Annotated in this window: 14 protein-coding genes; 3 read left to right on the top strand and 11 right to left on the bottom strand. The window is 72.0% G+C overall.

Translation table 11 applies throughout. The features are described from left to right. Positions 1-267 precede the first annotated feature (267 nt). The 6 genes from cbiE to ACIF8S_RS23355 all read right to left on the bottom strand — a co-directional run bounded on the left by cbiE (position 268) and on the right by ACIF8S_RS23355 (position 6,109). On the bottom strand, positions 268-1,479 hold the full coding sequence (gene cbiE, locus ACIF8S_RS23330) for a precorrin-6y C5,15-methyltransferase (decarboxylating) subunit CbiE (protein ID WP_400001430.1): 1,212 nt from the start codon (positions 1,477-1,479) through the stop codon (positions 268-270). A gap of 126 nt (positions 1,480-1,605) precedes the next feature. Then, positions 1,606-2,244: a GNAT family N-acetyltransferase gene (locus tag ACIF8S_RS23335; protein WP_400001432.1), complete on the bottom strand. Its 639-nt coding sequence runs from the start codon at positions 2,242-2,244 to the stop codon at positions 1,606-1,608. Between the two features lie 151 nt (positions 2,245-2,395). Then, complete coding sequence (locus ACIF8S_RS23340) at positions 2,396-3,223, bottom strand: MetQ/NlpA family ABC transporter substrate-binding protein (RefSeq protein WP_400001434.1); 828 nt, start codon at positions 3,221-3,223, stop codon at positions 2,396-2,398. A gap of 73 nt (positions 3,224-3,296) precedes the next feature. After that, on the bottom strand, positions 3,297-4,034 hold the full coding sequence (locus ACIF8S_RS23345; protein ID WP_400001436.1) for a methionine ABC transporter permease: 738 nt from the start codon (positions 4,032-4,034) through the stop codon (positions 3,297-3,299). Continuing rightward, the gene (locus ACIF8S_RS23350; RefSeq protein ID WP_400001437.1) at positions 4,031-5,068 is read right to left on the bottom strand and encodes a methionine ABC transporter ATP-binding protein; all 1,038 of its coding nucleotides are present in this window, start codon (positions 5,066-5,068) and stop codon (positions 4,031-4,033) included. Before ACIF8S_RS23350 ends, ACIF8S_RS23345 begins: the two co-directional genes overlap by 4 nt. Positions 5,069-5,458: 390 nt before the next feature. Further along, complete coding sequence (locus tag ACIF8S_RS23355) at positions 5,459-6,109, bottom strand: HAD family hydrolase (protein WP_400001439.1); 651 nt, start codon at positions 6,107-6,109, stop codon at positions 5,459-5,461. 94 nt (positions 6,110-6,203) lie between these two features. On the opposite strand from ACIF8S_RS23355, the gene ACIF8S_RS23360 reads away from it, so the two are divergent. Both ACIF8S_RS23360 and ACIF8S_RS23365 read left to right on the top strand, forming a co-directional pair. Then, positions 6,204-6,563 (top strand): hypothetical protein, encoded by a 360-nt coding sequence (locus ACIF8S_RS23360; protein ID WP_400001440.1) that lies wholly within the window; start codon positions 6,204-6,206, stop codon positions 6,561-6,563. A gap of 1 nt (position 6,564) precedes the next feature. After that, a complete protein-coding gene (locus ACIF8S_RS23365; protein WP_400001442.1) occupies positions 6,565-6,993 on the top strand; it encodes a hypothetical protein in 429 nt (142 codons plus the stop codon). Positions 6,994-7,040: 47 nt separating this feature from the next. Here ACIF8S_RS23365 and ACIF8S_RS23370 read toward each other — a convergent pair whose 3' ends face one another. From ACIF8S_RS23370 to ACIF8S_RS23380, 3 genes are all read right to left on the bottom strand, one after another. Continuing rightward, entirely contained in the window at positions 7,041-7,538 is a 498-nt protein-coding gene (locus ACIF8S_RS23370; protein WP_349790813.1) for a GNAT family N-acetyltransferase, read from the bottom strand. Positions 7,539-7,595: 57 nt separating this feature from the next. Then, positions 7,596-8,093, bottom strand: a complete 498-nt coding sequence (locus tag ACIF8S_RS23375; protein ID WP_400001582.1) for a sigma-70 family RNA polymerase sigma factor — start codon at positions 8,091-8,093, stop codon at positions 7,596-7,598. 135 nt (positions 8,094-8,228) lie between these two features. Then, positions 8,229-9,410: a glycerophosphodiester phosphodiesterase gene (locus tag ACIF8S_RS23380; RefSeq protein WP_400001443.1), complete on the bottom strand. Its 1,182-nt coding sequence runs from the start codon at positions 9,408-9,410 to the stop codon at positions 8,229-8,231. 446 nt (positions 9,411-9,856) lie between these two features. Here ACIF8S_RS23380 and ACIF8S_RS23385 point away from each other — a divergent pair, with 446 nt between their 5' ends. After that, entirely contained in the window at positions 9,857-10,531 is a 675-nt protein-coding gene (locus ACIF8S_RS23385) for a 1-acyl-sn-glycerol-3-phosphate acyltransferase (protein WP_024885105.1), read from the top strand. 270 nt (positions 10,532-10,801) lie between these two features. Here the strand turns inward: ACIF8S_RS23385 and ACIF8S_RS23390 are convergent, their stop codons facing one another. After that, positions 10,802-12,322, bottom strand: a complete 1,521-nt coding sequence (locus ACIF8S_RS23390; RefSeq protein ID WP_400001445.1) for an MFS transporter — start codon at positions 12,320-12,322, stop codon at positions 10,802-10,804. Beyond that, a complete protein-coding gene (locus ACIF8S_RS23395; protein ID WP_400001447.1) occupies positions 12,319-12,888 on the bottom strand; it encodes a TetR/AcrR family transcriptional regulator in 570 nt (189 codons plus the stop codon). The genes ACIF8S_RS23390 and ACIF8S_RS23395 overlap by 4 nt, the downstream gene beginning before the upstream one ends. Positions 12,889-12,931 lie beyond the last annotated feature (43 nt).

Here is a 12,931-nt window from a genome sequence, read left to right on the forward strand (position 1 = left end):
GAACGGCCCGCCCGAAAAAGGCGACAAAGCCATTCACTGGCATTGTCGCGGCCGTACCGCCGTCGCGTCAGCTTGATCGGCGACGGTTCCGCTGTGGACTGCGCCACGTTGCGCGTCCTCCGGTTCCTGCCGTACCACGACCCACCCCAAAACGGGCGCGCTTTTTGGACATTGACCGACGAAGCGTCGGGTGTCCGGTGCGGTACAACGATCGGCCAGCCTACCGCGCGCGGTACGACAACCCGATCACGGGGACGGCCGTGCGGCTCAGCGGCCGCGCGCGGGCAGCACCCCGCTGAGCAGGAACACAACGCTCCGTTCCGTCTCCGTCCAGGCCCGCGTGTCGAGTTGGACGGACTGCAGCAGCGCGCACTCGACCCGGTAGCCGTGTTCCGTCAGGTTCCGGCCGATCAGCTCGGCCGCGTCGCGGGTGGCGGCGTGCGTGACGATGCGCTGCGGGCGGCGGTCCGCGACGGCGGAGACCACGGCCGCTCCCCCGCCGCCGACGCGGACGACGTCCGGTTCGGGCAGGTTCTCCATGACCTGCGGGGCGGTGCCGTGGACGATCTGCATCTGGACCCCGTGACGGCGGGCGGCGGCGTCGGTGCGGGCGCAGGCCCGCGGGTCGCTGTCGACGGCGATGACGGCGGCTCCGGCGCGTGCGGCGTCGGTGGCGAAGGCGCCGGAGCCGCAGCCGATGTCCCAGACGAGGTCGCCGAGGCCCGGTCCGAGGCGGGCGAGTTGGCCGGTGCGCAGGACGTCCTGCTCGCCCTCGCCGAGCTCGCCGCCGTACTCCTCGGCGGGCAGCGTCCAGCCGCGCGGTCCGGGCGCGGGGCCGCGCCCGGCGAGCCAGCCCGCGGAGTCGCCGGCGGCCACCGGACCGCCGATGACGATCACCACGTTGGGGTCGCGCCAGGTGTGGTCGGCGGCCTTGTCGGAGGTGACGACCGTGACCTGCTCGCGCTCGGTGCCGAGTTCCTCGCAGATGACGAAGGAGCGGTGGACGCCCTCCATGAGCAGGCCCAGTTCGGCGGGGCCGGCGCCCGGGGAGGTGAGGACCGCCACCTTGGTGTGGGCCCGGCAGACGTTCACCGCGCGGCGCAGGGTGCGGGGGTGGGCCACCACGACCTCCGCGTCGTCCCAGGGCATGCCGGCCCGGGCGAAGGCGGCGGCGACCGAGGAGACGGCGGGTACGACCTCGACCTCCAGGCCGAACTCCGGCGCGCGCAGGGTCCGTACGACTCCGAAGAAGCCGGGGTCGCCGTCGGCGAGCACGACCGCGGTGCCGCGGTGGGCGGCGACGCGCCGGGCGGCGAGGGCGACGGAGCCGAGCCGGATGCGCTCGGCGGTGGCGGGCACCTCGGGGAGTGCCAGGTGGTGAGCGGCGCCGGCCACCAGGGTGGCGGCTCCCAGTGCGGCGCGTGCCGCCTCGGTCAGCGGCGAGCCGTCCCAGCCGATCACCGTGACCCGGTCGGCCATCGTCGTCAGTCTCCTGGGTTCGCGCAGGTCGTCGTCGGCTGTTCCGCCCGGGGGCGGTCTGTCGAGATTACCTGGTGCGGGCACGGACCGCCGCGCCGGTGTCGTCCGCCGGGCGCTCGTCGGACGTCAGTTCCAGTCGGTGTAGCCGGAGAAGCCGTTGCTGTCGGCCAGTTGGCCGTCCGCGCCCTCGATGTCCTCCGGCAGCAGGCTCCACACGATGAAGTCGGTGCGCACCTCGCTCCAGCCTCCGTCCTCGGTGCGGACCCTGGCTATGCAGGCGTTGCGCAGCACGCCCTCGCTGATGCAGCCGATCTTCTGGGCGACCTGCTGCGCCGCCGCGTTGTCGGCCGCGGTGCGCAGTTCGACGCGTTCGAGCTTCTGGTCGCCGAAGAGCCACTGGGCGGTGGCGAGCGCCGCCTCGGAGGCGTATCCCTCCCCGCGCGCCCACGGCGCGACGATGTAGGACAGTACGGTGGAGCGCACGTGCCAGTCGGTCCCCGCCAGCCGGATGACGCCGACCAGGCGCTGGGTGAGGAACTCGGTGACCGCGAGGTCGAGTCCGCGGCCGGAGGCCCGTGCGGCGGGCGCGTCGTCGGTGATCCAGGCGCGGGCGGCCTCCTCGGAGAAGGGCTGGGGGACGTCGGTCCAGGCGCCCACCTGCTCGTCGTTCATCATCGCGGCGAGGGCGGGGACGTCGTCCACGTCGAGGGGACGCAGCACCAACCGCTCCGTGCTGATGGAGATGTCGGGGAAGGTGCTCGTCATGCGCCGCTCCGTAACTGAGAGACCGTCGGGTGCTGCTGAACTGCCCAGCATGCAGCATGCAAGCACCGGAACGCACCACGGGGTCCTCCCCCGTCGCCGAGCGGCGCGGAGTCGGACCCCGTGGAGGGCGTCGCGGTGGATCCGGGGGGGGTCAGAAGGAGGGAAGGACCGATCCGGCGTAGGTGTCCTCGATGTACTTCTTCACCTCGGGCGAGGTGAGGAGGTCGGCGAGCTTCTTCACCCGCGGGTCGTCCTCCTGGCCCTCCTTGACGGCGAGGAGGTTGCTGTTCGGGTTGTTCTTCGCCTCTTCGAGGACCAGGGCGTCCTTGGCGGGCTTCAGGTCGGCCTCGATGGCGTAGTTGCCGTTGACCACCGCGGCGTCGACGTCGTCCAGGGAGCGCGGGGTCTGGGCGGCCTCGAGCTCCTTGAAGGTGAGCTTCTTGGGGTTGTCCGTGATGTCCGCGGGGGTCGCCGAGGTGCCGACGCCGTCCTTGAGGGTGAGCAGGCCGTTGGCCGCGAGCAGTTGCAGGGCCCGGCCCTCGTTGACGGTGTCGTTGGGGATCGCGACCGTCGCGCCGCTCTTCAGCTCGTCGGCCTTCTTCACCTTGTGCGAGTAGAGGCCGAGCGGCTCCAGGTGCACGTCGACGACGGACACGATGTGCGTGCCGTTCTTCTTGTTGAAGTCGTCGAGGTACGGCTGGGTCTGGAAGAAGTTGGCGCCGACCGAGCCGTCCTCCGTCGCGGTGTTCGGGGTGACGTAGTCGGTGAACTCCTTGACCTCGAGGTCGAGGCCGGCCTTCTCGGCGAGGTTGTCCTTGACGAAGTTCAGGATCTCGGCGTGGGGCACGGGGCTCGCGGCGACGACCAGCGGGCCGGAGGTGTCGGAGGCGGCGTCCTTGTCCGAGCCGCAGGCGGAGAGCCCGAGGGTGAGGGCTCCGGCGGCGAGGACGGCGGTGGTGATCTTGGCGGTGTTACGCACGAAAAGTGCCTTTCCTTGGGTGGTGCGACCCCGTCGCGGTGCACGGGGAGTCTGGGGGCGGGCCGGGACCGGGTCAGGCGACCTTGCCGACCTCGGCCGCGGCGGGCTCCTCGCCCTTCAGCAGCCGCAGCTTCGGACCGGGTCCGGAGCGGGCGCCGCGGCGGTGCAGGGCGCGGGCGGCGAAGTCGCCGGCGAACTGGATGAGGGAGATGACCACGGCGAGGATCGCGACGGTGATCCACATCAGGCCGGTCTCGAAGCGCTGGTAGCCGTAGCGGACGGCGAGGTCGCCGAGTCCGCCGCCGCCGACCGTGCCGGCCATGGCGGAGTAGCCGATGAGCGCGATGACCGTGGTCGTGGTCGAGGCGATCAGCGAGGGCAGGGCCTCGGGGACGAGGACCTTGCGGACGATGGTCCAGGTGTTGCCGCCCATCGCCTGCACGGCCTCCACGAGCCCGTGGTCCACCTCGCGCACGGCGGTCTCGACGAGCCGGGCGAAGAAGGGGATGCCGCCGATGGCGAGCGGCACGATCGCGGCCTCGCTGCCGATGGTGGTGCCGGTGACCCAGCGGGTGAAGTTCATCAGGGCGACCATGAGGATGATGAACGGCAGCGAGCGGCCGATGTTCACGATCTGCCCGATGACCTTGTTCACCACGGTGTTCTGCAGCAGTCCGCCCTTGTCGGTGAGGACCAGCAGGATGCCGAGCGGGAGGCCGCCGACGACGGCGATCAGGGTGGACCAGCCGACCATGATCAGCGTCTCGGTACAGGCCTGTTCGAGCAGCGGCTGCATCTCGGACCAGGTCACTTGGCGCCCTCCTTCACCAGCGTGGGCTCGTCGTGGTCGACGACGTCGATCTGCAGGCCCTGTTCGCGCAGGAAGCCGATGGGCACGACGTTGTCCTCGTAGCGGCCGGGCAGTTCGATGCGCATGCGGCCGACCTGGAGGCCGGCGACGGTGTCGATGGCCGCGCCGAGGATCGATATGTCGATGTTGTAGGTGCGCGACAGCTGGGAGATGACCGGCTGGGTGGCGCTCTCGCCGTGGAAGGTGACGTCGACGACGGTGCGGTCCTCGCCGGTGGCCTCGCCGCCGACGGGGAACAGCGCGGCGGCGAGTTCCGAGCCGGGGGTGGCCAGCAGGTCGGTGACCGTGCCGGACTCGACGATGCGGCCCCGCTCCATGAGGGCGGCCGAGTCGCAGATCGACTTCACGACGTCCATCTCGTGGGTGATGAGCAGGACGGTGAGGCCGAGCTGGCGGTTCAGGTCGCGCAGCAGTTGCAGGATCGAGCGGGTGGTCTCCGGGTCGAGGGCGCTGGTGGCCTCGTCGGAGAGCAGCACCTTGGGGTCGCCGGCGAGGGCGCGGGCGATGCCGACACGCTGCTTCTGCCCGCCGGAGAGCTGGGCCGGGTACGCCTTGGCCTTGTCGGCGAGACCGACCAGGTCGAGCAGTTCCAGCGCCTTGCGGGAACGTTCCTTCCCGCTCTTGCCGAGGATCTCCAGCGGAAGTTCGACGTTGTCCTGGACGGTGCGCGAGGACAGCAGGTTGAAGTGCTGGAAGACCATGCCGATACGGCTGCGCGCCTGGCGCAGTTCCCGGCCGGCCCGCGGGCCGCGGCCGGTGAGCGCGGTGAGGTCCTGGCCGGCCACGGTCACGGTGCCCGCGGTGGGTCGCTCCAGCAGGTTGACGCAGCGAATGAGGGAGGACTTGCCGGCGCCGGACTGGCCGATGACGCCGTAGACCTCTCCTTCGCGGACATGGAGGTCGACGCCGTCCAGGGCGGTGACCTCGCGGCCGCGCGAGCGGTAGACCTTGGTGAGGCCCGAGGTGGTGATCACGTGGGTTTCCGTCACTGTCGAGTGCGCGGCGCGTCGTGGGCGCCGGGCACGAGGCATACGGGGGGAAGGCATGGGGCGGCACGGAACTCGCGGTGCGGCGCGGAAGGCCGTGGAGGAACGTGCGCGGGGCGTGGCTCGGTCGCGCATGCGGGGCATGCGGGCGGACGCGAGCGGTCTCGCTTCGGGGCGCGAGGCTCAGGCGGTGCGGGGGCCCTCTAGAAGGCGCGCATTCGGAGCGGACACATACAACGAGCACCGGGCGTCGTGGTCGCCTCGGTCGCAGGGATGCGGTCGCTCGTCGTGGTCATGCGGTCAGTAAAGCAGACGTTCACCCCGGAGCGGACACGGCTGTCCGCATACTGGACAGCCGTGGACACCCGTGCGCGCACGTCAGGGGCGTACGGAGATCTCGACTCCGGCGTCCGTGACCAGTGCGGACAGGGCGGAGAGGTCGTCGACGACCAGGTCGGCCGTCAGCTCCCCGGCCTGGTGGGTTGTGGCCAAGGCCACGGTCGTCATGCCGGCGGCGCGGCCGGCCTGGAGTCCGGCGGGGGCGTCCTCGAAGACCACGCAGTGGGCCGGGTCGACGCCGAGGGTGCGGGCGGCGAGCAGGTAGGGCTCCGGGTCGGGCTTGCCGCGGGTGATGTCGTCGGCGGCGATCAGGGTCTTGGGCAGGATGCCGACGGCCCCGAGCCGGGCCTCGGCGAGGCGCCGGGTGGCGGAGGTGACCACGGCCCAGCGCTCGGCGGGCAGGGCGGCAAGGAACTCCGCGGTCCCGGGCAGCAGGCTGACCCCGCCGTCGGTGACGTCCTCCACCTCCAGGTCCTCGATGCGCGCGACGGCCTGCGGCACGACGCGGGCGGGCAGCAGGTCGGCGGCTATCTCGGCGGCCGGCCGGCCGTGCAGCTCGATCCGCGCGAAGTCCTCGGCCGTGAGCCCGTACTCCACGGCCCACCGCGTCCAGCAGCGGTTCACGGAGTCCAGGGAGGAGACGAGGGTCCCGTCGTTGTCGAAGAGCAGGGCGCGCGCGTGAATGGTCATGCCATCGACCCTACGGGCCTCGGGGTGCGGACCGGGAACGGTGCCCGCGGGGCCGACGTGGGCGCGGCTTTTCCGGCGTAATAGGCTCGCTGCCATGCTGGATGTCCTGACCGTGGTGACCGCTGTCGCCGCGCTGCTGCTCGCCGCCTGGTGCGGCTGGGCCGCCTACCGTGACCAGCCGACGAAGGACTGGCACTTCATCGGCATGGCCGTGGTATCGCTGCTGGCGCTGGTGCAGCTGGTGGTCGGGATCGTGCAGCTGGCCCGGGGCGAGAAGCCGGGGCAGGGAACGACCATCTTCGTGGCGTATCTGCTGGGCTCGTTCGCCTGTGTCCCGGCGGCGGGCTTCCTGTCGCTGGGCGAGCGCACCCGCTGGGGTTCGGTGACCGTCGCCGCGAGCGGCGTGGTGCTGGCCGTGCTCGAGGTGCGGCTCTTCGACATCTGGGGAGGCTGAGGTGACCGCGACGCAGGAGCGGCCGAACCGGACACGGCTGACCGGCGGGCCCGGGGTGCTGCTGGTCTGGCTGTACGGGGTGATGGTGGTCGGCGCGGTGTCGCGCTCGGTCTACCAGATCGCCACCGAGTTCGACCGGGCACCGCTCGCCTACTCGCTGTCGGCGATGGCCGGCGTCGTCTACGGCTTCATCACCTACACGCTGGTGCGCGGCGGGGAGAAGGCCCGCAAGGCGGCGCTGGTGTGCTGCGCCGCCGAGCTCGTGGGCGTACTGACCGTGGGCACGTGGACGCTGGTGGAGCCGTCCGCCTTCCCCGACGCGACCGTGTGGTCCGACTACGGGATGGGCTACCTCTTCATCCCCGTGCTGCTGCCGCTGACCGCCGTGTACTGGCTGCGCCGGGCGCGGCCGCAGGAGCCGGCGGCCTGACGGGCGCCCCCCTCGGGCGGCCGCCCCCCTGTGTCACGCCGTCACGGTCAGGCGGTCGTCGCGTACGTCTCCGCCTTCTTCTCCAGCACGATCATCGGTACGCCGTCGGCGCCGCGGGACGTACCCACGCGCTGGTAGCCGACCTTGCTGTAGAGGCTGAGGTTGCTCTCGCTGCGGTGACCGGCGTGCAGCCGGAAGGTCCGGGCGCCGCGCTCCCCCGCGAGGGCGGACTCGGCGGCCTTGAGCAGCCGGGCGCCGATGCCGTGTCCCTGGAGGCGGGGGTGGACGCAGAGCTTGCCGATCGCGGCGGCACCGTCCTCGGTGATCCTGCCGTGCACCGAGCCGACGATCTCGTCGCCGAGGCGGGCGACGAACACGCAGTCGCCGGTGACCTCCTCGCGCACCGAGTCGAGGCTCTGGATCAGGGGATCGATGCGGTAGTTGCCGTAGAGGGCGGCTTCGCTCTGGAAGCACAGGTACTGCAACCTGAAGATCTGCTCCGCGTCCTGCTCGGCCGCCGCAGAGATGGTCACGCTCATGCCCATGTGCGCACGCCTCCCGCTCACCTGATCACCTGTTGTCCCTCACTCCTATCCCCGTCCTCAGCGCGCCGCAACCTCCGCCGCGAGTAAACGCCGCAGACATCCCAGGCATCTGGAGCGTTCCGGGCCGAGACCGCCCTGTGAGATACCCAACTCCCCTGCGATTTCCCGGTAGGTCGGATCGCGCGGGGACAGCAACGCGGCGAGCAGGCGGGGGCAGCGGCCGGGCAGCCGGCGCACGGCGTCACGCAGGACGCGGCGGCGGGCGGCGGCGAGGGCGAGCCGTTCGGGGTCCGGGCGGTCCGCGTCGGCCGGTTCGCAGGTCAGCGCCGTCTCGCGACGGGCGGTACGGCGAACCCTGCGGGCCTCGGCACGGACGGCCCGGCGCAGCCACAGGGGCGGATCGGGCGGCGGGCCGGCGCGGCGCAGCCGCTCCAGCAGCCGCAGCCAGACCGCCTGTTCCAGGTCGCCCGGTTCGGCACCGGAGCCGAACGCCTCGGCGGCGGCCTCCGCGGCGAGGAGGGGTCGGAGCAGGGCGACCAGGTCGAGGGAGACCAGGTCGGGGGCGGGCGGGTCGAGGGCGGGCGGGTCGTACGCGGAGAGCGGATCGGTTCTCACATGCGCAACGACCCGCGCGCCCCGGGCGGGGTTGCCCGGGGCGCGCGTACCTCACCCCTTCCGGGGCGGGACGGGTCAGCGGTTGACGAAGTCCTCGCGGGCCAGCAGCCCGGTGTCGGGGTTGTCGGTGAAGACGCCGTCGATGCCGGTGGCGAAATACGCCCGGTAGGCGCCGAAGACGTCGCCGTAGGCGTCGGGGTCGCCGCCCTTGCGGAACTCCGCGGGCAGGAACGGGTTCTCGTTGCGCATGGTGTAGGGGTGCAGGATCAGGCCCGCCCGGTGCGCGTCGCGGACCAGGGTGGTGGGCTCGGTCAGCCGGCCGGAGGCGTCGCGCGGGATGATCAGGTCGAGCGTGGGGCCGATGCCCTGCGCGTAGGAGGCGATCGTCTTCAGGCCCTTGGGCGTGATCAGGTCGTCGACGGTGCGCCGGTCGCCGGTCTCGGTGAAGTCCCAGGGGCGGGTGCCCGCCGCGTCGAGCAGGACGACGAGCGGGTTGCCGACCAGTTCGTTCATCCGCTCGACGGCGGTCGGCTCGAACGACTGCAGGATGACGGGTGAGTTCTTGCGGTCCTTGCCGTGCCGGCGCAGCACCTTCGCCACCCGCTCCTCCAGGCCGAGGCCCAGCTTGCGGAAGTAGGTGGGGTGCTTGAGCTCGGGGTAGATCCACACCTGCTTGCCGCGCCTGCGGGTCTGCTCGTCCTGCCAGCGCAGCACCTCCTCGAAGGTGGGGATCTCCCAGCGGCCGTTGTAGAGGGTGTTGTGCGGGCGGTTGGCGGGGATGCGCTCCACGGCCCGCAGCCGCTTGAGCTCGGCGAGCGTGAAGTCCTCGGTGAACCAGCCGGTGACCTGGACGCCGTCGAGCATCTTGGTGGTGCGGCGGCCGGCGAACTCGGGGTGCTCGGCGACGTCGGTGGTCCCGCCGATCTCCGGTTCGTGCCGGCAGACGAGGTGACCGTCCTTGGTGGGGACGAGGTCGCCGGCCTCGACGATGTCGGCACCCATGTCGAGGGCGAGCTGGTACGAGCCGAAGGTGTGCTCGGGACGGTAGCCGCTGGCGCCCCGGTGGCCGATGACGGTCGGCACGGGCAGGCTGCCCAGGCCCCGGCCGCTCCCGCTCCCGTGACCGTGTCCGGCGCCGGCGGCCCGCGCCGTGCCGCCGAGTCCGAGGACGGTTCCGCCCGCGCCGAGGACCGCCGCGCCGAGCAGGGCCCGCCGTCCGGTCCCGCTCGCCTGTTCGTTCGACTCCCGTGCTGCCATGAACGCCTCCTGTGTCGGCTCGTCCGGTGCGGGCCGATCGTAGGGGGGCGTGAATGACGCACGGGAGACCTGGAGCCGAACACGCGGGTGGTGTCGCGTGGCGTCCGCGTGGGCGTCCGCCCCTCATACGGATGACGTACACATGTCGTATTGCGGAGGCGATGTGACGGCACGTCCGGTTCGTACCGGCGCACCCGGGTACCCGCACGGAGCGCGGGCCGGGGCGAGCGCCGTCGTCGTGCGAGCGAGCTCCGTCACAGCGTGACGGCCGTGTTGCCCACCGCCCACGGGTACGGGCGCGCAGGTGAACCCCGGTCAAGAGTCCGTAAGACCTCGGTTAACTGCCACGAGTCCGATGTGCGTGACTCCCCGGACCGCGAGTAATGTCCTCACCTGCACAGACTCATACGGCATTCGTCGACGTCCGCTTCCCACCGGAGGGCCCGTTGTCCCGCTTCGCGCTCATCAAGGCAGTGCTCGGTCCGATCATGCGCCTGATGTTCCGCCCACGGGTGGAGGGCGCGGAGCACATCCCGGGTGACGGTCCCGTGATCCTGGCCGGCAACCACCTCACCTTCATCGACTCGATGATCCTGCCGCTCGTCTGCGACCGGCAGGTCTTCTTCATCGGCAAGGACGAGTACGTCACCGGCAAGGGCTTCAAGGGGCGGCTGATGGCGTGGTTCTTCACGGGCGTCGGCATGATCCCCGTCGACCGCGACGGCGGCCGGGGCGGTGTGGCCGCGCTGATGACCGGGCGCCGGGTGCTGGAGGAGGGGAACGTCTTCGGGATCTACCCGGAGGGCACCCGCTCCCCCGACGGACGGCTGTACCGGGGGCGTACCGGCATCGCCCGGCTCACGCTGATGACCGGGGCGCCGGTGGTGCCGTTCGCCATGATCGGCACGGACAAGCTGCAGCCGGGCGGCGCGGGGGTGCCCCGGCCGGGGCGGGTCACCGTGCGGTTCGGTGAGGCGATGGAGTTCTCGCGCTACGAGGGCATGGACCGCGACCGGTATGTGCTGCGGGCGGTCACCGACTCGGTGATGACGGAGGTCATGCGGCTGTCGGGGCAGGAGTACGTGGACATGTACGCGAGCAAGGCGAAAGAGGCGGCCTAGTCGGCCGGCGTTTCTTTCCGGTGGGCGCCGGTGGAGTCTCCTCCGCCGGCGCCCACCGCGGTTTCGGGTCCCTGCGGGCGGGTGGGGGCTTGTCGCGCAGTTCCCCGCGCCCCTGGAGGGCGGCTCCATTGGCGCGGGGGTTGCTGGTGCGGGTCTGTGGGGGTTGAGTGCGCCGTTCCCCGCGCCCCTGGAGGGCGGCTCCATGGGCGCGGGGGCTGGTGGGGGTCTGTGGGGGGGTGAGCGCGCCGTTCCCCGCGCCCCTTCAGCGGGTCAGGTGTTGTCCAGGTGTTGGTTGCGGAGCATGTACCAGGCTGCTGCTGAGGCGGCGAGGAGAACTGTTGCTCCGACTCCCGCTGCCAGGGTGAGGCCGTTGACGAAGGCCTCGCGGGCCGCGTCGAGCATGGGGGCGGCGGTGGCGGCGGGCAGGTGGGTCGCCGCTTCCACCGCGCCGCCCAGGGACTCGTGCGCGGCGGCCGGGGTGCCCGCCGGGCCGGGGAAGCCCCGGTAGACGCCGGTGACGATGGAACCCAGGACGGCGATGCCGAGGGCCGCGCCGAGTTCGTACGCCGTCTCCGAGACGGCGGAGGCCGCTCCCGCCTGTTCTTTCGGCACGCTGGAGAGGATCACGTCCGCGGTCACCGTGAACGAGAAGCCCGCGCCCGCGCCGACGACCAGGAGGGCCGCCCCGAGGAGGGGGTAGCCGGTGGACTGGCCGATGACGGTGAGGGCGGCCAGGGCGAGACCGATGGCGGCCAGCCCCCCGGCGACGACCGAGCGCACCGAGAAGCGGCGCGCGGCACGGCCGGCGACCAGGCCGGCCACCACCGCGCCGATCGCCGCGGGCAGTTCCGCGAGGCCCGCCTCGAACGGGCGGCGGCCCTGGACCAGTTGCAGGTACTGGGAGAGGAAGAAGACCAGGCCGGACAGTCCGAGGACGGCCAGCAGGTCGGCCAGCACCGCGCCGCTGAACCCCGGGTGCCGGAACAGCCGCACGTCCAGCAGCGGCACCGGGAGGGTGAGCTGGCGGCGGACGAACAAGTACAGGGCCGCCGCGCCCAGCAGGCCCGCGGCCAGGGCGGACGGGGCGGGGCCGTGACTCGCCGTCTCCTTCACCGCGTAGACGACGCCGATCATCCCGGACAGGGACAGGACCACGCTGGTCAGGTCCCACGGGCCCGGCTGCGGCGTGCGGGACTCGGGCAGGAGCTTGATGCCGACGACCACCAGGACGGCCATCACCGGCAGGTTGATCAGGAAGACCGAGCCCCACCAGAAGTGTTCGAGCAGCAGACCGCCGAGGATCGGGCCGACCGCGGTGCCCGCCGAGGCGGTCGCGCCCCAGATGCCGATGGCGAGGCTCCGCTCGCGCGGGTCGTGGAAGAGGTTGCGGATCAGGGCGAGGGTGGCCGGCATCAGCGTGGCCCCGGCGACGCCGAGCAGGGCGCGCGCCAGGATCATCACCTCGGGCGTGTGCGCGTACGCGTTGAGCACGGAGATCGCGCCGAACGCCGCGGCGCCGTACAGCAGGATGCGCTTGCGGCCGATGCGGTCGCCGAGGCTGCCCATGGAGACGAGCAGACCGGCGATCACGAAGGAGTAGACGTCGCCGATCCACAGCAGCTGGGTGCCGGTGGGTGCGAGGTCCTCGCTGATGTACGGGGTGGCCAGGCCGAGGACGGTCGCGTCGACGGCCACCAGCAGGACGGCGAGCACCAGGACGGAGAGGGCGAGCCAGCGCCCGGGCCGCGGCGTCTCCTCGGTCGTGCTGTACGGCCGTATGGCGCTGGTCATGACTGCTTCCTTCGTGCCGGTTCTTCCGGGCGTCGTACGCCGCCGAGCAGCAGTTCGACGATCATGTGGGTGAAGTCGTTGGGGGCGACCCGGCCTTCGGCGACCGCCCAGGCGGCGGAGGCGAGCAGGCCGTAGAGGGCTTCGGTGAGCCAGGCCGGGGTGAGGTCGATGCGGAACTCGCCGCTCGACTGGCCGCGCCGGAACAGGTCCGCGACGCCCTCGTCGATCCTGGCCCACCCCTCGTTCTGCTCCTCGCCCTCGAACAGCTGGTTCTCGGAGTAGAGGAAGGCGAGCAGGCCCGCGTGCGGTTCGATCTCGGCGACCAGGCGCCGTAGGGCGTCGGTGGCGGAGCCCTCGTCGGTGCGGGCGGCGGCGAGGGCGGCCTCGCACTCGGCGATCCCGAGCGCTTCGAGGGCGCGGACCAGTGCGTCCCGCCCGGCGAACTGGCGGTGCAGGGTGGCGCGGCTGATGCCGGCGGCCCTGGCGACCTCGTCCATCGTCGCGGTGGACTTGCGGGTCAGCAGGGCGGCGGCGCTGCGCAGCACCTGGTCTCGGTCGACAGCCATGAGACGACAGTACCGCACGTGAGACGTTGATGTCTCACGTGGG

Origin of the sequence: Streptomyces sp. NPDC085937 (genome assembly GCF_044540535.1) — a bacterium.
Lineage (GTDB): Bacteria > Actinomycetota > Actinomycetes > Streptomycetales > Streptomycetaceae > Streptomyces.